This is a genomic window from Pseudomonas viridiflava (assembly GCF_900184295.1).
Lineage (GTDB): Bacteria > Pseudomonadota > Gammaproteobacteria > Pseudomonadales > Pseudomonadaceae > Aquipseudomonas > Aquipseudomonas viridiflava.
In genome coordinates, this window is record NZ_LT855380.1 from 1,079,674 (window position 1) to 1,102,024 (window position 22,351).

Sequence of the window (22,351 nt, forward strand, 5' to 3'; positions counted from 1 at the left end):
ACTTCCCTTCCCTAGATAGCGTGCTGATAACGTAATTCTACACTGGCATTTTGGCAAAATGCCTTCATCAAGTCGGCATTTGCGCTCTGACTTCCGAGAACGGACCTGGGTTTGATCGGAGGGCTTACGGTCCCACCGTAGGGGTCAAGGCATTGAGGACGGATCCGACACTGGGCGGAAACCAAGCTCTCCTTGATCGGGACAAATTGAAACGCCTCCAAGGTAACAAAATAGTCCCCATCTGAAGGTAAACCGCTCCACAGTTGAGGAGATGCAATCATGATGGCCAGCAAACTTCTTTCTGAGCAGCAATCCATGACCGGCTTAAAGGTCGCGCTACGGATCATTGGCGCCTGGCAAGCGACTCTGCCACTCCGCGTTGCGTAACAGCTCTATCTCAACGAGAGCGTTGCTGATAGCCCTGTCCCTTCAAGCGGCTGAAGTGCTGAGCGCTGCAAAGAGATTCTTCTAACTGAAATCTAATATACGGTGACCACTGAAATAGTTCTTCCGCCCCTAATACAAGAAGCCCCACTTACGTGGGGTTCTTGAGAGGTTTCTGATGTTTAATGGGGCACTGGGAGAGCTTGTCCATTGCCACCTTCCCCTCGGGAAAGGTTACGGTGGTTTCCAGATTAATGCCTCCACGAATCTGGATACACCCTCTCAACGTCTCCACGTACCGGTCAGAAATCTTCAGCGCCTCTGCGACTGCTTCAGGGGAAGATCTTGGGTTTCCAGACACATCAACGCCACCGAGTGGGCTTGTCTGAGTTTTCTTTCCGTAAGGGTCTGTTTGCGCTTCATAGCGATCTCGCGGGTTCTAAGTCGTTCCTTCAGGCAGATGATTTTTCTATCTACGTCGTCCATTCACCGTGCTCCTCCATTGCTGACAGGAAAAGTGTACGAGCTATTCCGGAAAACTCACGATGCTGGTGGACGAACGGATTCAAAACTACGGCTTTCGGCTCGACTTGTCCGTAGCCGAGCTTCAAGGGGTACAGCCTGCCAGCGTAATATCTGATGGCAATGCTGACGGTTGTCTTTAGGGTTGCTTGGAAGCGTATGCCATGGAAGACGCTACAGCTTTCTCAAAAGATAGACCCGCCACATGGCGTAGAGCGGTATGAAGTCAATACGTTCTTCGATAGCGAACCCAGCCGAAAGAAATTCCGCCTCTGCGGTTGCGCGATGCAGGACAAACCGATTTTGATAATCACCTTGCCTACCCGATGCCCTGCGAGCAGCCTCCTGGCGTGTGCGCCTCCAGGATTTGTAGTTGCCATCCACCCACAGCGAAAGGATGACAGTCTCACGGGTAACGCGGTGAAACTCTCTGAGCATCGTCATACGGTTTTCTGCCTCACCAATGTGGTGGAGCAAGCGCATGCTGAAAATGGTATCAACCGAATTGTTGGGCAGCGAAATATTGAATGCTGACGTCTGTAATGGTTTTACCCGTTTGACGATGTCCGGATCCTGTAGCGTACAGGCAGTGCTTAGCATGTCTGCTGAGTTGTCTGCACCTATGATTATTCGACTTTTCTTTTCTGACAGGAGAGGCCAGAACCTGCCTGCGCCACAGGGTAAATCCAATACCAGGCCTGGGTCTCCAGCTAGCTTGAGCGCTTTACGCACCATTTGCTCATCCCGCAAGTGGGACAGGCGACGGGCCAGAGTGGCATGGTGCTTCAGGAAATACTGCTCTGCATGATCCTGATCGTATTTTTCAGAAAACTTGAGTTTGACTGGGCCGCTCATGATGCTCTCCGGGTGTTCATGAGCAAAAAATAGAGCGATTCGCGTTGTTGCTGGGTCAAGTTATTGTGAAAACTGTGTTGCTCCGTAACAAGCTATTCCGCCTTACTGAGCTTGTAACCAAGGCCATGTGCGGTGTGAAGCAGAGGGGCGTCAAAGCCGCTGTGTAATGTACGTCTCAGGATGTGAATATTGCTGCGCAAACTGTCGCTGTTGGGTGCGTCGCGCCCCCAAACGACATCTTCAAGCTCTGCGCGCTTTACGATGTGGGGACTTTTGCGCATCAACAACTCCAGCAATTTCATACTAGTAGGATTCAGTTTAAGGAGCTTGCCGTTTCTGGAAACCTCCCATGTGTCCAGGTCAAATTTTAGATCAGCAACGACCATGACTCGGTTATTCCGTCGTTGACTGCGAGCGACCACCGCTTCGACTCTGGCAAGGACTTCCGACATGGCGAAGGGTTTCGTAATGTAGTCGTCAGTGCCCACACTGAATCCTACAAGTCGATCTTCAAGCTCGTCTCGGGCGCTGAGCATTACGATCGCAACTTCCGTTTTGGAATACTGGCGTAAGCTTCGACAGATCTGGTTGCCATCGATTCCTGGCAACATGATGTCGAGAATGATGGCATCGAATTTCTGGGTGGCCGCCAAGTGCAGCCCGCTCAGGCCGTCGAGCGCGCTCTGCACGTTGTGCCCTCTCAGTTCGAAATATTCCACCAGGTTGTCGTGGATGTCTTGATGATCCTCAATAATCAGAATTTCCATCACTGCGCCTTATTATTGTCCATCAAATTTACTGAGAATCGGCATCCATTGGGCTCCTGACTGTAAAGCTGGACCTCCCATTTCTGGTTTGTGCAGATCCTTTGAACCAGAGAAAGCCCCAAGCCTAGACCCTCACCTCGTTTTTCATCACCCCTTACGAAGGGTTCAAACATGGCCCGCTGTTTCTCTTCAGGTATGCCAATCCCTGTGTCTTCGACCACAAAACCATATTCGGTCAGGGCCAGAGTGATGCGTCCTTTGTCGGTGTAATGCCAAGCGTTGCGCAGCAGATTGCCCATGACTGAAGACAGCAATGTATCGCTGTAGCGAGCTTGAGAATGTTCTGTAGGGTTATAGATAAACTCGAGACCTTTTGAGCGGATCTGCTTTCCCCAAATATCTGCCTGTTCGTCCGCTACTTGCCTCAGCGAGACGGGATTTGCTTCAGTCGGATGACGGTCTTCATCGCGGGCCAACAACAGGAATGTGTCGACCAAATGAAGCATGGTGTCGGTTGCTCTAGCGATACGAGTCACCTGTTTTTGGCAGCGAATATCCAGCGAAGCAGTCTGGAGCAGTGTTTCTGAAGCGCTTGCAAGTACTATCAGTGGCGAGCGCAGTTCGTTGCTCACGTCACTCGTAAATAATTGCTCGCGCGCCAGGGCTGGGCGAAGCTTCAGCAACGTATCGTCGAATGAGCGGGCAAGGTCACCTACTTCGTCAGCAGCGTAATCGGGCCCAAGGGGGGGAGCGAAAGACAGCAATTGGTCGCGATGTCGAACTTGTCGCGCAAGACGAATGACAGGTGACATGACGCGGCGGGCGAGCAGCCAACCTAAGCCCAGTGCCAGGAGAACGCTTAACAAAACGCCTCCGCCTACAGTCATGAACAGCAGGTTTTCACGTCGCTGTAGGGCCTTATGGTTGCGTAGCAAAACATATTTCTTGCCGTCCACCTCTCGCACCATCGCGTAAAATGGAGCACCTTGGAGCTCGATCTCTTGAAAGCCTGAAGGCAACGAGAGCAAATTTCTGGGCATCAGCAGGTCGCCAGGTCCGTCCTGGACATAAAAGAACTCATCTTTTTCAGGCTCATGACGCCAGTCGTCGACTGTATCCATGGCAAGTATGCGGTGCAGGCTACCCGCCAGGCTTGTGTCGGTGAGTCTGCGCTCGACCACGTGGAAGGTCGCAACGATCCCTGCAGCAAAAACAATGGCTACAAAAGCAATCATCAACGCAAACACAATGATGATTCTTTTCTTGATGCTGTGTGTGAAGTCCATATCGCTCCGTATCGTTGCTCAAGGCCGCCACTATGGCGCGGACCCAGCTCGCGACACCTTCCGATGGTGTCAGAGCGGTTCCTGATAAATATAGCGCATCAGAAGGACGAAACCTGCAATCGTGTTGGTCGCGACCTCAAGTCGGTAAAGCTTTTGCCTTCTCCTCTGTCCGTTCGGTAAAAAATTCATTGACCCGGAAAGTCGTCACGCTTTTGTGGAGAGCACTCGGTAGGGCCAGCACACCTGTCCAGCGAATTTCTAAGAAGTACCAGGTTTAGGCTTTTGTTGATGAGTTCAGTATGATCGGGCTGTCAGCACGGATGGCTGCGTCAAACCTTATGAGAGCACCCTCAGTTTTTCCTGTCCTCATGTCGTTGCTTCGCAACGCTGCCTTGCCTGAAAGGGGTGGTGTGGCCAAGCCACCGTCTGACTCATGCTCATTTTTGAACGATTCGTTCACGAGATTTGCCAACGGCGGTTTCAAGTCCACCTCGGTAACACCCTCTCGATCCGCAGTCTTGTAGAACTCCAGCGCCATTGGGCGCCGGGATAAAAACAAAGAAAGGATTCTCTTATGCTTCAACTGCGTTACTCCCCCCTGCGTTTATTAGCCATGATATGCGGCACCTGGTTCGTGATCTTTCTTGTCACTCGTTTTGCGTTGGTCATTAGCCACCCCGACGAGTCTGTTGATGGATATGCGTCCGTCTTTGGAAAAGGGCTACTGTACGATCTGAGCTTCCTTGCCTATGCCATGCTTCCCTTTGGGCTTTATGTACTGCTGTGTCCACCCGTGTTATGGCGTTCTAGGTGGCATAGGTGGTGGCTGCAAGGACTCGTATCCGTTAGCTTTTTCGTGATGTTGTTCACCGCTGTGGCCGAATTGTTGTTCTGGGATGAGTTTGGGGTTCGCTTCAATTTCATTGCGGTCGACTACCTCGTTTATTCGGATGAGGTATTGAACAACCTGTTCGAATCGTATCCCATGGGCACCTTGCTGACGGCACTTGGTGTTTCGGCAGTAACGCTCAGTTGGGCGTTGCATAAAACGTTATGGCGTATTCTCGATGCACCGTTGCCTAGCTGGCGTACCCGCGCCGCTGTACTGGCTTCGCTCTGTGTGTTGATGGTGGCAAGCCTGATGTTTGTCGACCAGGACACGCCAAAGGGGCGCGGTGGAAATACCTACCACAACGAGTTGGCAAGCAATGGACCTTACCAATTCTTTGCGGCTTTTCGTAATAATGAACTGGATTACGGACAGTTTTTTGCCAGCCTTCCGCCTGATCAGGCTGGAGCGCTTGTTCGGGCTGAGTTGGGTGAGCCTGGAGCCGTATTTACGGGCACCGATCCTATGGACATCCGTCGCAAGATCACACGCCAAGGCAAGGTTAAAAAACTGAATGTCGTGCTAGTCACGATCGAGAGCTTTAGCGCCAAATACATGGGTAGCAATGGGGATGGTCGCAACCTGACGCCCAACCTTGATGAGCTGCGAAGACACAGCCTGTACTTCAGTAATTTTTATGCGACGGGCACCCGGACAGATCGAGGTCTGGAAGCCATTACGCTCTCTATACCGCCGACTCCCGGCCGTTCCATCGTAAAGCGCGTAGGTCGCGAGGGCGGTTTTGCGAGCCTGGGGCAGCAGCTCTCTGCCGTGGGGTACGACAGTGTATTTGTCTATGGAGGTCGTGGTTACTTTGACAACATGAATGCTTTTTTCAGTGGAAACGGTTATCGAGTGGTCGACCAAAGCAGCGTTGCCGAATCGGATATTCATTTCAAAAATGCCTGGGGCATGGCTGACGAAGATCTTTACACCCAAACACTCAAGTTAGCGGACGCAAACTTCGCTGCGGGTAAGCCCTTTCTGCTGCAGTTGATGACAACGTCAAACCACCGTCCGTACACCTATCCTGACAACAGAATTGACATCAAATCTGGCAAGGGCCGTGACGGGGCCGTGAAATATACAGATTATGCCATCGGTCAATTCTTGCTCGCCGCTAGGCAAAAGCCGTGGTTTGACGAAACGATTTTTGTCTTCGTCGCGGATCACACCGCTGGGAGTGCAGGCAAGGAAGACTTGCCCGTGGTGAACTATCAGATCCCGCTTTTCATTTATGCGCCCAAGATCGTGCCGCCAAAGGACGATGGTCAGTTGGCGAGCCAGATCGATTTGGCACCGACTCTGCTCGGGCTACTCAATATGAGCTATGAATCAACGTTTTTCGGCCGAGATCTGCGACTTGCGCCGACGCTGCCCCCTCGCGTGGTATTGGGTAACTACCAGCATTTGGGACTCTTTGACGGACAGAATCTTGCCATCCTCAGCCCGCGCAATGGGCTACGTCGTCACAACGATGCGTTAGGTGCAAGTGTTGAAGAGTCTTCACAGAGTTCCGATCCGCTGATTGCTCGCGCTATAGCTTATTACCAGTCGGCGAGTCATGGCTTCAAGCATCAGCTTTTGATGTGGGCAGGCAGTTTGCAAGCACCACGCAGCGATGCCGGTAAAATAACGGAGCTTTGATTGGCACGTTTCGGGTATCTGATGAAAGCGGTTGCCACTTAATCGGTGGCAACTTTGAGATAGCCCTCTGGGCAGTTGTGAGGCCGAAACAGCGCTGGCGCTCATTGAATTTTTTGCCCGTCTTGAGGCTGAAATTGGGGTGGGTTAGAGAAGATATCTTCCATTCGCAAGTGACCATCAGTGATCACGGCTTCCAAGGTCTCAATCCGTCAGGAAAACGCGCATGGCGACCTCACGATGCATGCCAGTCCGAGGAATGTCCTGGCGTCGCTGCGAGCAGCTTCTACGCCCAAGCCAAAACCTTTGTAAGCAACAGACCTGAATTTAGTGCCGGGCCGTCCCCTAATTGCACCGCCTTGCTGCAGAGCATAATCAAGTCCGGAATCGAAGTACCAGATCATTCAGGTTGACTGCCAGCTGCGATAGCTCGTTACTGGCGATGAGCGTCTGGCGAGTTCCCTCACTGCTTTGCATTGCGAGATCGCGAATACTGACCAGGCTGCGATCGACATCGCGCGCTACGTGCGCTTGTTGTTCGGACGCCGTTGCGATCTGCAGGTTGCGTTCGTTTATCTCCAGCACAGAATTTGCGATCTGTCGCAAAGACTGTCCTGCGTCTTCTGCGGTTTTGCGAGTGCTATGCACTTCCTGAGTGCTTTTTTGCATCGACTCCACAGTAGCAGACGAGCCTGCCTGTATGGCCGAGATCATCTGCTCGATTTCCTGAGTAGAAGTCTGTGTGCGATGCGCCAAGGCGCGCACCTCGTCTGCAACAACTGCAAAGCCTCTGCCTTGCTCACCTGCTCGGGCAGCTTCGATTGCGGCGTTCAGTGCCAATAGATTGGTCTGCTCAGCGATTCCTCTAATTACACTCAGTACCTTACTGATGTCTTGGGCCTGGCCTGCGAGTGCTAATACTTGTGCTGATGAACCTTCGACCAAGCCCGTCAACGCTTGCATGGCGGTTAGGGTCTCAGCGACACGGCTATTGCCCAGATCTGCTGATGCACTGGATTGCTGGGCTGCTTGAGATGTCGACGTAGCATTACGTGCAACCTCCTCTACGGCAGCGCTCATCTCGTTGACGGCGGTCGCAGCCTGTTCAATTTCGCTATTTTGTTGCTGCAGCGTACGGTCTGCGCTTTCGGTGATGGATGTCATTTCTACGGCAGCGGTGCTCAGTTGCGTAGAGGCACCGGAGATATCTTGAATGGTGCTCCTCAATTTCCCAGACATCTGGTTAAGCGCCTGCATCAACCTTGAGGCCTCATCCCTGCCGGTAACCTCAAGATGTCGGGTCAAGTCACCTTCGGCAATATCTTCAGCAAGTTTCAGAGATACGCTCATAGGCCCTACAATGCTGCGTGTCATGGTGATTGCGAGAATGACGGTCAGAATGGAGGCGAGTACGACAACAGCTATCAGAACGTTGACGCTATGGTTGTAAACCGATGTTGCATCTGCCCCCGACTGCTGTGCTTCCTTTGCATTCTCATCGCGGATTGTCGTCAAGGTTTCCTGATAAGCGCTCGCCCTGTCGGCCTGTTCCGAATTGGCAAAAGATACGGCTTGTTCATGGTCGGCAACATCCATTGCAATCACCTGCTTCAAGCCGCCAAGGTAATTGCTCATTTTGTTACGGGCATCGTCAAATTGAGAGCGATCTTGTTCACCTGATATGAGATTTTTTTGATAGAAATCGCTGCGTGATTGAAGGGTGTCCATTGCTTGTCGCACCTTGGCCTCCGATGCCTTTTTAACGTCAGGATCTGTACTTGCTAGCATTCTTATACTTTCAAGACGTGCATGAAGAAGCGCGATCTGAATGTCATCAATGACCTGAATGCTGGGTAGCGAGTTTTGCTCGATGTTTTGTTCCGCTGCGCGCAAATGACCAATTTGAACGTAGGAGAAACCACCCAAGCCGATCAAAAGCAGAGTAATGACGCCGAAGCATAGGAAAGCTCTATGTGCGATTTTCAGAGATCTGAGATTCATGGATGGCTCCAGCGAGGCAGGACAGCAGGTAACAATTTATCAAAAGATGGCGCTATGCCAGTCATGACAGCTTTCGACAAAGCCGATGAAAATTTTGTGACCAGTGTGTGGTTTTTTTGAAAACGGCGGTATAGGTCAAGCGTAGCAACAGGATGAGATATAGCATGATGAGGCCTCTTGGCTTGTGGCGCTTCGGATGCATATCGGCGACATGGCGCGCGAAGGCTTTCGAGGTCATCACGAATTCAGGTATCAAATTGATGGTATTCAAGAAGCCAGATGCCCTGGATGGAAATCTATCGAGCAGCGAAGCTGCAGGGGGCCTCAAAAAAGGGCTGGCGTCTGAATCGCTACATTTCGCCTGAGCTGAGAATGAGACAAAATCACGGTAATCGATCCGGAAATTGATTTTTTCGCTACATTCCAGCCAAATTCTGAAACAGCATGCGGAAATCACGGTTCATCTGAGTGGGCCATCTCTCAGAAATTTTAAAAATTCTTGACGGTGCGCTCAAGGCCATTGGCGGCATGGCGTCCAACTATGCGGGTTTGCATGCGGACAAACTGGAGCAGGACGGTAGCGCACGTCAGGCAAGAATGATCAGAGAGTCCTACTAGAGCCCCGGTTGCCTTGTCCACGGCCCAAGATGGCTCCGGTAGGATAAGCTTTGGAACGCTTCCAGTGGACGGCGAAAGTCATCTTCATACTGTCGATGTGAGCCATCCCTCTGTCGGAGAAGCCGCCGTTCAGCCTAATCTTCTCATCAGCGATCAGAAATCTGATCATACCTATGTGTTCTTCTGCGGTTATACATAGTCGCAGCTACAATCATAGTCAGGAGAATCCCCAGTAGTACCGCTGAGGAACCCACGGTGCCGAAGTCCAGGCCTCCTTTTGAATAGGGCTTGGTAAGCACGTCTCCGAGTGTTGCACCAAAGGGACGTGTCAGCACAAAGGCTATCCAGAACAAAGCCACAGAAGATAGTTTTGTTGTGTAATGTAGCGCCGCGACTATGGCGATGCCGCTGCCTACAAGAAGCGCGCCCCCCATGAAACCTAGACCTGAGTCATCAGCGAGGAAATCGCCTAGAGCGGTGCCAAGCGTGTTAGAAAACAGAATTGCAATCCAGTAGAAAAGCTCCGCTTTGAGCGAGGTTATACGGTTAACCGATAGTGATTTTTCGCTCCAGTACCACACTGAAAAAACTGCCAATAACACTGCGATCAAAATCGCCGAGCCAGTTGCATAACCAAGGCCCAATGTACGATCCATAAAGTCGGAGATAGTGGTGCCAGCAGTGCTGGTGGACAGGATTACAACCCAGTAAAGGGCCGGGTTGTAGCGTTTGCTGGCAAGCTGCATGAGAAGAGTTACGACAAAAACACTTACAAGAATTAGCGAGCTGATAGCATAACCGACGTCCAAGGTCATGGACAACAAGTCGCCTGCAGTCTCACCAAGCGTGGTCGCGCAAATTTTCATTATCCAAAACGCGAGCGTAATTTTAGGTAGTTTATTCATGTTAAAACCTGGCCGATTAACCGATGGTGCAGGCTGAAGGTAGGTGCCTACTGAAGCTCATGATCAGGATATGCATGTTGAATATTTGTATAGTGAAGATGAAAAAAAGGTAGCTGATCTCAGCGTGAAGTCATTCGCCGCAATGCTTCAATCAACAAACGCTGTGTTTGTGGATCGCCTAGGCCCAAGTCGGGATTGCAGGCCACCAAGCGGTGTTGCGCGGTAGTTCGGATGAGGTATTGAACAACCTGTTGGAGTCATACCCCATGGGCACGTTGCTGACGGCACTGGGTGTCTCGGCACTGACGCTCAGTTGGGCGCTGCATAAAACACTTTGGCGAATTCTCGATGCGCCCTTGCCTGACTGGCGTACCCGCGTCGTTGCACTTGCTTCGCTCTGTGTGTTGATGTCAGCAAGCCTGATGCTGATCGATCAGGACACCCCAAGGGGGCGTGGTGGAAACACTTACCACAATGAGTTGGCAAGCAACGGGCCTTACCAGTTCTTTGCCGCTTTTCGTAATAACGAACTGGATTACGGACAGTTTTTCGCCAGCCTCCCGCCTGATCAGGTTGGAGCCCATGTTCGCGCTGAATTGAATGAGTCCGGAGCCGTATTCACGGGCACCGACCCTATGGACATCCGTCGCAGAATCATGCGCCAGGGCACGGCAAAAAAACTGAATGTCGTGCTGGTCACGATTGAGAGCTTCAGCGCGAAATACATGGGCAGCAATGGAGATGTTCGCAACCTGACGCCCAATCTCGATGAATTGCGCAAGCACAGCCTCTACTTCAGCAATTTCTATGCAACCGGGACTCGGACAGATCGAGGTCTTGAAGCCATCACGCTTTCCATACCGCCTACACCTGGTCGCTCGATCGTAAAGCGGATAGGTCGCGAGGGTGGCTTTGCGAGCCTCGGACAGCAGCTTTCTGCAGTGGGATATGACAGCGTATTTGTGTATGGCGGCCGCGGTTACTTCGACAACATGAATGCATTCTTTAGTGGCAACGGCTATCGAGTGGTCGATCAGAGCAGCGTTGCCGAGTCGGACATTCACTTCAAGAACGCCTGGGGTATGGCTGATGAGGACCTCTACACGCAGGCGATCAAGCTGGCAGATGCAGACTTTGCGACGGGCAAGCCCTTTCTGCTTCAACTGATGACCACCTCAAACCACCGTCCTTACACGTACCCTGACAACCGAATTGACATCAAATCCGGTAAAGGCCGCGAGGGGGCCGTGAAGTATACGGATTATGCCATCGGGCAATTCCTGCTTGCTGCCAGGCAGAAGCCCTGGTTTGACGATACGATCTTTATTTTCGTCGCGGACCACACCGCTGGCAGTGCAGGCAAGGAGGACTTGCCCGTGGTGAACTATCAGATCCCGCTTTTCATCTATGCGCCCAAAGTCGTGCAGCCAAAGGATGATAATCAGTTGGCCAGTCAGATTGACTTGGCGCCGACGGTGCTGGGACTGCTTGATATGAGCTATGAATCGACTTTTTTTGGCCGGGATCTGCAACTTGCGCCTACGCTGCCACCCCGTGTGGTGCTGGGTAATTACTAGCATCTGGGGCTCTTCGATGGACAGAGTCTTGCCATTCTCAGCCCGCGCAACGGGCTGAGGCGTCATGATGATGCGTTAGGCGTAAGTCTTGAAACAGCGGCGCAGGAAACCGATCCGTTGGTTGCTCGTGCCATTACCTATTATCAAGCTGCGAGCCACGGCTTCAAGCATCAGCTTTTAGGATGGTCGAACGCCTCTGCAAGTGCGAAGTAGCAACGCAGACACGTGCTCGGCCCGACTGGACAGTCGGGCTGTTCCCGTTTCAACCCGGACATAGACTTCAATTTGCGCCCTGAAGCGTATTGTTCCGGGTTCGGGTGACGTATTCGTCGGGACTAGTCGGCTTTCACGTAGCTGTCGATCACTTCCTGCGCGGCGCGAAACGCTTCGATGGCAGCCGGTACGCCTGCATACACGGCGCAATGCAGCAGCGCTTCGCGAATCTCGTCAACCGTGCAGCCGTTATTCAGCGCGCCGCGTACATGGCCCTTCAGTTCCTGTGAGCATTTGAGTGCGGTCAGGGTTGCCAGGGTGATCAGGCTTCGGGTTTTCAGCGGCAGGCCTTCGCGACTCCAGACGCTGCCCCACGCGTGCTCGTTGACGAAGTCCTGCAGCGGCTGGCTGAAGTCAGTAGCGTTGCCCAGCGCTCGGTCGACGTAGGCATCGCCCATCACCTGGCGACGAATCTGCTCGCCATCGCTGATAGTCTTGTCTGTCATGGCATTTCTCCTGTGGCGTTAGAGGCGGACGTCTGTGAATCAGTGCTGCCGTCGCCAGGCGCGGACGACGCCAAAGGCAACGATAACCCCGAGCAGCGGCACAACGAACCTGAGCATCATGCCTTCAAGCCGTTCGGCCAGCAGCATGCCGGTGCTGATTGAGACGATATGCAGCCCATAGGTCAGATACAGCGACAGCAGAAACAGGCCTTCGATGCGATCTATCCGGTAACCGGAATAGAACAACGGCACGCACAGCACAGCGACGCCGAGCATGATCGGCAGGTCGAAAACCAGCGCGTTGGGCGAGATGGTCAGTGGCACCGGCGCGACCAGTGCAGTCAGCCCCAGCACACCCAGCAGGTTGAACAGATTGCTGCCAATCACGTTACCCACGGCAATGTCACGCTCGCCGCGCATTGCTGCGATCAGCGAGGTCATCAGGGCGGGCAGCGAAGTACCGATGGCGATGACGGTCAGGCCGATGATGCGCTCGGACAGCCCCAGGTTGATCGCGATCACGACTGACGCATCAACCAGCAGATGCCCGCCCGACGTCAACAGCAGCAAGCCGCCTGCAAGCATGGCGATGCGCATCAGGGCTCGAGGCTTTTCTGTCGTGTCTGCATGGCCGTGGCGAGGTGCATGGCCGCCCTGGCGGACCACAATGAACAGGCAGGCCAGCAGAGCCGCCAGCAACAAAACACCGTCGAACTTGCTGAACTCACCGGTCAATGACAGGGCGATCACCAGCAGGCAGGCGCCGATCATGAGGGGGATGTCGACCCGCAGTACCTGGCGCGCAACTCGCAGCGGGGTGACCAGGGCGCACAGGCCCAGAATCACCAGCACGCTGAAGATATTGCCGCCGATCACGCTGCCCACGGCGATGTCGGTGTTGTCCGAGAACGCGGCCTGGAGGCTGACAGCCATTTGCGGTGCGCTGGTGCCCATCGCCACGACCGTCAGGCCGATGATCAGAGGTCTGATCTTGAACAGGGCTGCAAGGTGGACGGCCGATCGAACCGACAGCTCGGCGCCGATCAGCAGTAAAAGAAGGCCGACGACCATCTGGATCAGGGCAGGGGCGGGCAGTGTCGATAGCTGGAGAATTGCGGGCGTCCTTAGTCGAGGGCCTGAATGCGTACGGGGGCGGTGCCGCTGCGCAGCATACCCAGTTGTTCGGCTGCCTTGCGAGAGACATCGATCAGTCGGCCTCGGGTGTGAGGGCCGCGATCATTGATGCGCACGATGACGGATTCGTCATTGTTCAGATTGGTCACTTTGACGCGCGTGCCGAAGGGCAATCGCCGGTGAGCGGCGGTCAAGGCGTTCTGGTTGAAAGGTTCACCACTGGCGGTGCGGTTGCCGTGATGCTGTGAGCCGTAATACGAGGCGCGTCCGGTCTCATCGTAACCGTGGGGATCGATGAGGCTGTTGCTGGAACAGCCGGCCAGTAACGTCAGCAGGCTGCAGGCAGAAAGAAGTCGGCGCATGGGTCGGGTCCTGAGTGCCTGTGGAAGTTCATACGCTGATCGTTCCTCACGCTCTGCGTGGGAATGCCTCTGGGGACGCTCCGCGTCCGGGCGCATGGACCTGTTTCGTGCCAAATGGGACGCAGAGCGTCCCGGGATGCGTGCCAACGCGGAGCATTGGCACGATCAATCTCTTTCAGGTATCAACCTTCCAGCTTGGCCTTGAGCAGTTCGTTTACCTGCTGCGGGTTGGCCTTGCCTTTGGACGCTTTCATCGCCTGGCCGACGAAGAAACCGAACATCTTGCCGCGTTTCGCTTCGTCTGCGGCGCGGTACTGTTCGACCTGTTCGGCGTTGGCCGCGAGCATCTCGTCGAGCATCGACTCGATGGCACCGCTGTCAGTCACCTGCTTCAGACCGCGCTTCTCGATGACTTCATCGGCACTGCCTTCGCCATTGGCCATCGCCTCGAACACCATCTTGGCAATCTTGCCGGAGATGGTGTTGTCGGTGATGCGCTTGAGCATGCCGCCCAGCTGTTCGGCGCTGACTGGCGAATGTTCAATCTCGACACCTTGCTTGTTCAGCAGGCTGCCCAGTTCGACCATGACCCAGTTGGCGGCCAGCTTGGCGTCGCCGCTGATGCTGACTACCTGCTCGAAATAGTCCGCCTGCTCGCGACTGGAGGCCAGCACGCTGGCATCGTAGGTCGAGAGACCGAACTGGCTCTGGAAGCGTTCGCGTTTCTGCGGCGGCAATTCCGGCAGCGTGGCGCGGGTTTCTTCCAGGAACGAATCCTCGATGATCACCGGCAGCAGGTCAGGGTCGGGGAAGTAACGGTAGTCGTTGGCTTCTTCCTTGCTGCGCATGGCGCGGGTTTCGTTGGTGTTCGGGTCATACAGGCGAGTCTGCTGGATGACCTTGCCACCGTCTTCGATCAGGTCGATCTGGCGCTGGATCTCGCTGTTGATCGCCTTCTCGATGAAGCGGAACGAGTTGACGTTCTTGATCTCGCAGCGGGTACCGAACTCGACCTGACCTTTTGGACGGATCGACACGTTGCAGTCGCAGCGCAGCGAGCCTTCGGCCATGTTGCCATCGCATATGCCCAGGTAACGAACCATCGCGTGGATCGCCTTGACGTAAGCGACGGCTTCCTTGGCGCTGCGCATGTCCGGCTCGGAAACGATTTCCAGCAGCGGCGTGCCTGCGCGGTTAAGGTCGATACCGGTCATGCCCTGGAAGTCTTCGTGCAGGCTTTTGCCCGCGTCTTCTTCAAGGTGCGCGCGCGTGATGCCGATGCGCTTGACCGTGCCGTCTTCCAGCGTGATGTCCAGGTGGCCCTTGCCGACAATCGGCAGTTCCATCTGGCTGATCTGGTAGCCCTTGGGCAGGTCAGGGTAGAAGTAGTTCTTGCGGGCGAACACGTTGTGCTGGCCGATCTCTGCATCCACTGCCAAGCCGAACTTGACGGCCATGCGCACGGCTTCCTTGTTCAGGACCGGCAATACGCCCGGCATGCCCAGATCGACGAGGCTGGCCTGGGTATTAGGCTCGGAACCGAACGTCGTGGAGCTGCCGGAAAAAATCTTCGATTGGGTCGAAAGCTGGGTGTGAATCTCCAGCCCGATGACGACTTCCCATTGCATGTGTTTCTCCTCAGAAGCCTTCAGGTGCGCGAGTGTGCCAGTCGGTGACCTGCTGATACTGGTGCGCGACGTTGAGCAGACGGCCTTCCTGGAAATACGGGGCGAGCAGTTGCACGCCCACCGGCAGACCTTCGACGAAGCCCGCAGGCATCGACAGGCCCGGCAGGCCCGCGAGGTTGGCGGTGATGGTGTAGAAGTCTTCCAGGTATTCGGCAATCGGATCGTTGGTCTTGGCGCCGATTTTCCAGGCCGGGTTCGGCGTGGTCGGGCCGAGGATCACGTCGACTTCGGCGAAGGCGTTCATGAAATCGTTTTTGATCAGGCGACGGATCTTCTGGGCCTGCAGGTAGTAGGCATCGTAATAGCCTGCCGACAGGGCGTAGGCGCCGACCATGATGCGGCGTTGCACTTCCGGGCCGAAACCTTCGGCGCGCGAACGCTTGTACAGGTCGGTCAGGTCTTTCGGGTTTTCGCAGCGATAGCCGAAACGCACGCCGTCGAAGCGCGACAGGTTGGACGATGCCTCTGCCGGTGCGATGACGTAATAGGCCGGGATACCGTGCTGCAGGTTAGGCAGACTGATTTCCTTGACGATGGCGCCGAGCTTTTCCAGCTCCTTGACGCTTTCGTGGACCAGTTGCGCAATCCGCGGGTCCAGACCTGCGCTGAAATACTCTTTGGGCAAACCGATACGCAGGCCTTTGAGCGAGGTATTGAGGGTTGCCGAGTAATCCGGGACAGGCTCGTCGATGCTGGTGGAATCCTGCGGATCGAAACCGGCCATGCCTTGCAGCAGCAGCGCGCAGTCTTCTGCTGTGCGGGCCATGGGGCCCGCCTGATCGAGGCTTGACGCGTAGGCGATCATGCCCCAGCGCGACACGCGGCCATAAGTCGGCTTCAGACCGGTCAGGTTGGTCAGTGCGGCAGGCTGGCGAATCGAGCCGCCCGTGTCGGTGCCGGTCGCGGCAGGCAGCAGGCGCGCCGCAACGGCCGCAGCGGAACCACCGGACGAGCCGCCTGGAACGCATTCAAGGTTCCAGGGGTTCTTTACCGCGCCGTAGTGGCTCGACTCGTTGGCAGAACCCATGGCGAATTCGTCCATGTTGGTCTTGCCCAGCGTCACCGTACCGGCCGAGGCCAGTCGGGAAACCACGGTGGCGTCGTACGGAGCCTTGAAATTGTCGAGCATCAGCGAGCCGCAGCTGGTGCGGATGCCCTGGGTGCAGAACAGGTCCTTGTGCGCCAGCGGGGCGCCGAGCAGGGCGCCATTCTCACCGGCGGCACGGCGTGCGTCCGCAGCCTGGGCCTGGGTGATGGCCAGGTCTTCGGTCAGGCTGATGAAACTGTTGAGCTGAGGGTCGAGCTGCGCGATGCGCGACAGCAGGACACGGGTCAGTTCTTCAGAGGAAAACTTCTTTTCGGCGAGTCCGCGGGCGATCTCGGCCAGAGTCATTTGATGCATGCAGGCTCTTTCCCTTACTCGATGACTTTCGGAACCAGATAAAGCCCGTCCTGGACGGCTGGTGCGATGGCTTGGTAAGTGTCGCGACGATTTCGTTCGGTAACGGCGTCATCGCGCAGGCGCTGAGAGGCTTCCAGCGGGTGGGCCAGGGGTTCGATGCCGGTGGTATCAACCGCCTGCATCTGATCGACCAGCCCGAGAATACTGTTGAGGGCTTCGGTGGTACGTGGGATATCGGCGTCATTGAGGCCCAGTCGGGCCAGATGAGCGATCTTTTCCACGTCGGAGCGTTCAAGCGCCATGGGGGATCTCCAGTGGAATACGAGCGAATTTGCTTTGTGACCAGTTGCGGAACACTATCGTGTTTCTGCGGTCTCAAGCCGCTAACGTCGAGGGTCTTGTTTATAAAAGCGCCAATTTAACATATTGGCTCCTTGCCCAAAATCCCTGTCGTTGTTAGAGTTTGCCGCACTTTTTTACCCACGCGTTCCCTAGGGTCCCTTTCCCATGTTCAAGAAACTGCGTGGCATGTTTTCCAGTGATCTATCCATCGACCTGGGCACTGCCAACACCCTTATTTACGTGCGTGAGCGCGGTATTGTTCTGAATGAGCCCTCTGTCGTTGCCATCCGTACTCACGGCAACCAGAAGAGTGTCGTGGCCGTCGGTACGGAAGCCAAGCGCATGCTGGGCCGTACTCCAGGCAACATTGCAGCCATCCGCCCCATGAAGGATGGCGTCATCGCCGACTTCAGCGTCTGCGAGAAGATGCTTCAGTACTTCATCAACAAGGTCCATGAAAACAGCTTTCTGCAGCCCAGCCCTCGTGTGCTGATCTGCGTTCCGTGCAAATCCACCCAGGTTGAGCGCCGCGCCATTCGCGAGTCGGCCCTGGGTGCAGGCGCACGTGAAGTATTCCTGATCGAAGAGCCCATGGCCGCTGCCATCGGTGCCGGTCTGCCGGTTGAAGAAGCACGCGGTTCGATGGTTGTCGACATCGGCGGCGGCACCACTGAAATCGCCCTGATCTCCCTGAACGGCGTGGTCTATGCCGAATCCGTACGTGTGGGCGGCGACCGTTTCGACGAAGCGATCATCACTTACGTACGTCGCAACTACGGCAGCCTGATCGGCGAATCCACTGCCGAGCGCATCAAGCAGGAAATCGGTACTGCCTACCCGGGTGGTGAAGTGCGTGAAGTCGACGTACGTGGCCGTAACCTGGCTGAAGGCGTTCCTCGTGCCTTCACGCTGAACTCCAACGAAGTGCTTGAAGCACTGCAGGAGTCGCTGGCGACCATCGTTCAGGCCGTGAAAAGCGCCCTGGAACAATCGCCGCCGGAACTGGCTTCGGATATCGCCGAGCGTGGTCTGGTACTGACCGGTGGTGGTGCGTTGCTGCGCGATCTGGACAAGCTGCTGGCGCAGGAAACCGGTCTGCCGGTGATCGTTGCCGAAGACCCGTTGACCTGTGTGGCGCGTGGCGGTGGCCGTGCGCTGGAAATGATGGATAAGCACACCATGGATCTGCTCTCCAGCGAGTAATTCGCCGGGGTGCCGCTCATTGGCTTTTTGTATACGGGTAGCACTTGTGCTACCTGTATGCGTCAGGCTGAGTAACATGGTGCCTATTTCTTTCATCTGTCCAGGCCGGTTCCATACCGCATGAATAACAGCCAATTGAAGCTAGATCCGTCGATTGCATGCCCGGGAGGAGCGGCCTATTAAACCGCTTTTCGCAAAAGGCCCGTCGCTGGGCGTACGCCTGTTGGTGCTGGCTGTGTTGTCTGTGGCGTTGATGGTGGTTGACGCTCGCTTCACGGTCCTCAAGCCCGTGCGCAGTCAGATGTCGCTGGTGTTGATGCAGTCCTACTGGATCGTCGATCTGCCACAGCGTCTCTATCAGGGTGTCGCCAGCCAGTTCGGCAGCCGCACCGAGCTGATCGCCGAAAACGAAAAACTCAAGACCGAAGCCCTGCTCCTGCAAGGTCGCCTGCAAAAGCTGGCGGCATTGACCGAGCAGAACGTGCGTCTGCGCGAGTTGCTGAATTCTTCTGCGTTGGTGAACGAGAAGGTCGAGGTCGCCGAGCTGATCGGCATGGACCCGAATCCGTTCACCCATCGCATCATCATCAACAAGGGTGAGCGTGATGGCGTCGTGCTGGGTCAGCCAGTGCTCGATGCACGGGGCCTGATGGGGCAGGTGGTCGAGCTGATGCCTTACACCTCGCGTGTCCTGCTGCTCACCGACACCACCCACAGCATCCCTGTTCAGGTCAACCGCAACGGGCTGCGCGCCATTGCCAGCGGCACCGGCAACCCGGAGCGTCTGGAGTTGCGGCATGTCGCCGATACTGCAGACATCAAGGAAGGCGACCTGCTGGTCAGTTCCGGTCTAGGGCAGCGTTTCCCTGCGGGTTATCCGGTGGCAACGGTCAAGGAAGTCATTCATGACTCCGGCCAGCCGTTCGCGATCGTGCGTGCCGTGCCGACCGCTGCGCTGAATCGCAGCCGCAACCTGCTGCTGGTGTTCTCCGACAGCCGTACGCCGGAAGAGCGTGCCGCCGATGCTGCACAGGCGCAGGAATCGTTCGACAAGGGCCTCGAGCCTGCCGCGATCCCGACCCTGCCGCCGCCCACGCCAGCGTTTCCGATGTGGCCGCAGCCTGTTGCGCCGGTATTCCCGGGCAGCACGACGACGCACAAACCGGCTGCCCAGAGCGCCACGCCAACGCCTGCCGCCGCACCGGCAACGCCTGCTGCACGACCTGCCTCGCGTCCTGCATCTTCACAGCCCCCGGCTTCTTCACCTTCCAGCACTCGGGAGCGTATCGATGGTTAGTCATGTTTCCGGACGCAACGGCTGGGTCGTCTGGCTGACCTTTGCCATCGGCTTGTTGTTGAGCATTTCGCCGCTGCCGCAGTTCATGGAAATCTTCCGTCCACTCTGGCTCGCCTTGCTGCTGACGTTCTGGGTACTGGCGCTGCCTCATAAATATGGCATGGCCACGGCGTGGATTCTGGGCCTCATGGAGGATGTGCTGTATGGCACTCTTCTGGGCCAGAACGCGCTGATCCTGACCCTGATTACGTTCCTCGTCATGTCTTTGCAGCAGCGTTTGCGCATGTTCCCGATGTGGCAGCAATGCCTGGTGTTGCTGGTGGTGTTCGGTCTGGCGCAGCTTGCACAGCTGTGGCTCAGCGCCCTGACCGGCAACCGTCAGCCAACGCTGGCGCTGGTTCTGCCCGCGCTGGTCAGTGCCCTGTTGTGGCCTTGGGTCAGTTATGGCCTGCGTGGATTGCGCATACGTTTGAAAATCAATTAAGCGCAGCGTGAGGGCGGCGCCTGAAGCGTACGCGTTCACCGCCACCGACACGGAGATGTCCTTATGCCCTCGCTCTATCTGGCCTCTGGCTCGCCGCGCCGTCGCGAACTGCTCACTCAGATCGGTGTTCCTTTCACGGTACTGAGTGCGCAGATCGACGAAACCCCCTTCGATTCCGAATCTCCTGCCGCATACGTCGAACGCCTCGCACTGGGCAAGGCACGGGCCGGCCTTGCGGTGCTGTCGTCCGGTCAGTCGGTGTGCGTGATGGGCGCCGATACCGCTGTGGTGCAAGGCGGTCGGATTCTTGGCAAGCCGGTGGATGAAGCCGACGCGCTGGGCATGCTGGCAGCGCTGTCGGGCACCGAACATGAAGTACTGACCGCCATCGCGCTGGTCGATCATCAGCGCAGCGAAACCCGTGTGGTCACCAGTCGCGTGCGTTTTCGCCCCATTCAGCCACACGAAGCCCAGGCCTACTGGGCCAGCGGCGAGCCACAGGACAAGGCTGGCGGCTACGCCATTCAGGGCCTGGCGGCCATCTTCGTTGCCGATCTGCAAGGCAGCTATTCTGGAGTGGTTGGTCTGCCTCTGTGCGAAACCGCAGAATTGCTCGCTGGTTTCGGCATACCCTGTTGGCAATACCTGGAAGGTAACGAGCCATGAGTGAAGAGATTCTGATCAACATCACCCCGATGGAATCACGGGTGGCGGTAGTGGAGAACGGTGTGCTGCAGGAGGTCCACGTCGAGCGGACCCAGCGCCGTGGCATTGTGGGCAACATCTACAAGGGCAAGGTCGTGCGGGTATTGCCCGGCATGCAGGCCGCGTTCATTGACATCGGTCTGGACCGCGCAGCGTTCATTCATGCTTCGGAAATTTCCATGCGTGAAGGGCCTGCCGTCGAAAGCATCGCTTCGCTGGTGCACGACGGTCAGAGTCTGGTGGTGCAAGTCACCAAAGACCCCATCGGCAGCAAGGGCGCGCGGCTGACCACGCAGTTGTCGATCCCGTCCCGCTATCTGGTCTACATGCCGCGTACGGCGCATGTGGGCATTTCCCTGAAGATCGAAGACGAGGCCGAGCGCGAGCGTCTGAAGAAGGTCGTCAGTGATTGCGTGGCGCTGGAAGGCATCAAGGAGGCGGGCGGTTTCATTTTGCGTACGGCTGCCGAAGGCGCCGGCGCTGACGAAATCCTGATGGACATTCGCTACCTGCGCAGGCTGTGGGATCAGATCGGCGAGCAGATCAAGACGGTCAGTCCGCCCACCGTCATTTACGAAGACCTGGGGCTGGCCCTGCGTACCTTGCGCGATCTGGTCAGCCCGCGCATCGAGAAGATCCGCATCGACTCGCGGGAAACCTTCCAGAAGACCACGCAGTTCGTGGCCGAGCTGATGCCGGAAATCGCCGACCGACTCGAGCACTATCCGGGCGAGCGACCGATCTTCGACCTCTATGGTGTCGAGGACGAAATCCAGAAAGCACTGGAGCGCAAGGTGCCGCTCAAGTCGGGCGGTTATCTGGTGGTCGATCCTGCCGAGGCGATGAGCACCATTGACGTCAACACCGGCGCGTTCGTCGGCCATCGCAATCTGGAAGAAACCATTTTCAAGACCAACCTGGAGGCGGCGACAGCCATCGCCAGGCAGCTGCGCCTGCGTAACCTGGGCGGCATCATCATCATCGATTTCATCGACATGGAAGACGCCGAACATCAGCGCCAAGTGCTGCGGACGCTGGAAAAACAGCTGGAGCGCGACCACGCCAAGACCAACATCATCGGCATCACCGAGCTGGGTCTGGTGCAGATGACGCGCAAGCGCACCCGCGAAAGCCTGGAGCAAGTGCTGTGCGAGCCTTGCCACTGTTGTCAGGGGCGCGGCAAGCTGAAGACGCCTGAAACCGTGTGCTACGAGATATTCCGTGAGATTCTGCGCGAGGCCCGCGCCTATCAGGCTGTTGGCTATCGAGTGCTGGCCAATCAGCGCGTGGTTGACCGTCTGCTTGATGAAGAATCCGGCAATGTGGCCGAACTTGAGAGTTTTATCGGTCGCACGATCCGTTTTCAGGTAGAAACCATGTACTCACAGGAACAATACGACGTCGTACTGCTCTGAGATTGTCACCGTTCAACCGTTTGCAACAAGCGCCCGGCGGGGTTCTGGCAGGCCTACCCTTATATCGAGAATGATGCGTGGCGAATGAGCAAAACCTGTACCTGATCCTCCCAGGCTGTTTGAGTCGGGTTTGTGTCGTGCATCGTCGCTGG

Annotated in this window: 18 protein-coding genes and 2 pseudogenes; 7 read left to right on the plus strand and 13 right to left on the minus strand. The window is 56.1% G+C overall.

Translation table 11 applies throughout. The annotated features are described in order from the left end of the window. Positions 1 to 696: 696 nt before the first annotated feature. The 4 genes from CFBP1590_RS28030 to CFBP1590_RS05205 form a co-directional block, all read right to left on the minus strand. Positions 697 to 870 carry a hypothetical protein gene (locus CFBP1590_RS28030; RefSeq protein WP_231991828.1) on the minus strand — a complete coding sequence of 58 codons (174 nt, stop codon included), beginning with the start codon at positions 868 to 870 and terminating at the stop codon, positions 697 to 699. Positions 871 to 1,080: 210 nt separating this feature from the next. After that, positions 1,081 to 1,761: a class I SAM-dependent methyltransferase gene (locus CFBP1590_RS05195; RefSeq protein ID WP_058432049.1), complete on the minus strand. Its 681-nt coding sequence runs from the start codon at positions 1,759 to 1,761 to the stop codon at positions 1,081 to 1,083. A gap of 92 nt (positions 1,762 to 1,853) precedes the next feature. Further along, positions 1,854 to 2,528 (minus strand): response regulator transcription factor, encoded by a 675-nt coding sequence (locus CFBP1590_RS05200; RefSeq protein WP_046463710.1) that lies wholly within the window; start codon positions 2,526 to 2,528, stop codon positions 1,854 to 1,856. Further along, positions 2,528 to 3,814, minus strand: a complete 1,287-nt coding sequence (locus tag CFBP1590_RS05205; RefSeq protein WP_058432051.1) for a sensor histidine kinase — start codon at positions 3,812 to 3,814, stop codon at positions 2,528 to 2,530. The genes CFBP1590_RS05200 and CFBP1590_RS05205 overlap by 1 nt, the downstream gene beginning before the upstream one ends. Before the next feature lie 574 nt (positions 3,815 to 4,388). On the opposite strand from CFBP1590_RS05205, the gene CFBP1590_RS05215 reads away from it, so the two are divergent. Next, the gene (locus tag CFBP1590_RS05215) at positions 4,389 to 6,350 is read left to right on the plus strand and encodes an LTA synthase family protein (RefSeq protein WP_088234593.1); all 1,962 of its coding nucleotides are present in this window, start codon (positions 4,389 to 4,391) and stop codon (positions 6,348 to 6,350) included. 372 nt (positions 6,351 to 6,722) lie between these two features. On the opposite strand, the gene CFBP1590_RS28385 is transcribed toward CFBP1590_RS05215, so the two are convergent. From CFBP1590_RS28385 to CFBP1590_RS05230, 3 genes and pseudogenes are all read right to left on the minus strand, one after another. Further along, positions 6,723 to 7,604 (minus strand): methyl-accepting chemotaxis protein, encoded by an 882-nt coding sequence (locus CFBP1590_RS28385; RefSeq protein WP_371306683.1) that lies wholly within the window; start codon positions 7,602 to 7,604, stop codon positions 6,723 to 6,725. Next, a pseudogene (locus CFBP1590_RS28390) lies at positions 7,581 to 8,348 on the minus strand (MCP four helix bundle domain-containing protein); the annotation flags it as partial. The gene CFBP1590_RS28385 and the pseudogene CFBP1590_RS28390, both read right to left, overlap by 24 nt. A 764-nt stretch (positions 8,349 to 9,112) precedes the next feature. Continuing rightward, positions 9,113 to 9,871, minus strand: a complete 759-nt coding sequence (locus CFBP1590_RS05230; RefSeq protein WP_058432056.1) for a COG4705 family protein — start codon at positions 9,869 to 9,871, stop codon at positions 9,113 to 9,115. Between the two features lie 227 nt (positions 9,872 to 10,098). On the opposite strand from CFBP1590_RS05230, the pseudogene CFBP1590_RS05235 reads away from it, so the two are divergent. Next, positions 10,099 to 11,661: pseudogene (locus CFBP1590_RS05235) on the plus strand (LTA synthase family protein); the annotation flags it as partial. 122 nt (positions 11,662 to 11,783) lie between these two features. Here the strand turns inward: CFBP1590_RS05235 and CFBP1590_RS05240 are convergent. The 6 genes from CFBP1590_RS05240 to gatC all read right to left on the minus strand — a co-directional run bounded on the left by CFBP1590_RS05240 (position 11,784) and on the right by gatC (position 17,055). Beyond that, a complete protein-coding gene (locus tag CFBP1590_RS05240) occupies positions 11,784 to 12,167 on the minus strand; it encodes a carboxymuconolactone decarboxylase family protein (protein ID WP_088234594.1) in 384 nt (127 codons plus the stop codon). Positions 12,168 to 12,206: 39 nt separating this feature from the next. Continuing rightward, entirely contained in the window at positions 12,207 to 13,238 is a 1,032-nt protein-coding gene (locus CFBP1590_RS05245) for a calcium/sodium antiporter (RefSeq protein WP_043304857.1), read from the minus strand. A 53-nt stretch (positions 13,239 to 13,291) separates the two neighbouring features. Next, a complete protein-coding gene (locus CFBP1590_RS05250) occupies positions 13,292 to 13,663 on the minus strand; it encodes a septal ring lytic transglycosylase RlpA family protein (protein ID WP_043304859.1) in 372 nt (123 codons plus the stop codon). A gap of 182 nt (positions 13,664 to 13,845) precedes the next feature. Next, entirely contained in the window at positions 13,846 to 15,291 is a 1,446-nt protein-coding gene (gene gatB, locus CFBP1590_RS05255) for an Asp-tRNA(Asn)/Glu-tRNA(Gln) amidotransferase subunit GatB (RefSeq protein WP_058432058.1), read from the minus strand. A 10-nt stretch (positions 15,292 to 15,301) separates the two neighbouring features. After that, positions 15,302 to 16,753 carry an Asp-tRNA(Asn)/Glu-tRNA(Gln) amidotransferase subunit GatA gene (gene gatA, locus CFBP1590_RS05260; RefSeq protein WP_004881570.1) on the minus strand — a complete coding sequence of 484 codons (1,452 nt, stop codon included), beginning with the start codon at positions 16,751 to 16,753 and terminating at the stop codon, positions 15,302 to 15,304. Between the two features lie 14 nt (positions 16,754 to 16,767). Further along, positions 16,768 to 17,055 carry an Asp-tRNA(Asn)/Glu-tRNA(Gln) amidotransferase subunit GatC gene (gene gatC / locus CFBP1590_RS05265; RefSeq protein ID WP_004881569.1) on the minus strand — a complete coding sequence of 96 codons (288 nt, stop codon included), beginning with the start codon at positions 17,053 to 17,055 and terminating at the stop codon, positions 16,768 to 16,770. Between the two features lie 205 nt (positions 17,056 to 17,260). Between gatC and mreB the strand changes: the two genes are divergently transcribed. The 5 genes from mreB to rng all read left to right on the plus strand — a co-directional run bounded on the left by mreB (position 17,261) and on the right by rng (position 22,199). Continuing rightward, the gene (gene mreB, locus CFBP1590_RS05270; RefSeq protein ID WP_002555108.1) at positions 17,261 to 18,298 is read left to right on the plus strand and encodes a rod shape-determining protein MreB; all 1,038 of its coding nucleotides are present in this window, start codon (positions 17,261 to 17,263) and stop codon (positions 18,296 to 18,298) included. 178 nt (positions 18,299 to 18,476) lie between these two features. Further along, the gene (gene mreC, locus CFBP1590_RS05275; RefSeq protein ID WP_080663415.1) at positions 18,477 to 19,595 is read left to right on the plus strand and encodes a rod shape-determining protein MreC; all 1,119 of its coding nucleotides are present in this window, start codon (positions 18,477 to 18,479) and stop codon (positions 19,593 to 19,595) included. After that, positions 19,588 to 20,079, plus strand: coding sequence for a rod shape-determining protein MreD (mreD, locus tag CFBP1590_RS05280; protein ID WP_004881567.1), 492 nt, complete (start codon positions 19,588 to 19,590; stop codon positions 20,077 to 20,079). The genes mreC and mreD overlap by 8 nt, the downstream gene beginning before the upstream one ends. Positions 20,080 to 20,142: 63 nt before the next feature. Beyond that, positions 20,143 to 20,745 (plus strand): Maf family protein, encoded by a 603-nt coding sequence (locus CFBP1590_RS05285; protein ID WP_088234595.1) that lies wholly within the window; start codon positions 20,143 to 20,145, stop codon positions 20,743 to 20,745. Continuing rightward, complete coding sequence (rng, locus tag CFBP1590_RS05290; protein WP_004881565.1) at positions 20,742 to 22,199, plus strand: ribonuclease G; 1,458 nt, start codon at positions 20,742 to 20,744, stop codon at positions 22,197 to 22,199. Before CFBP1590_RS05285 ends, rng begins: the two co-directional genes overlap by 4 nt. Positions 22,200 to 22,351: the final 152 nt, after the last annotated feature.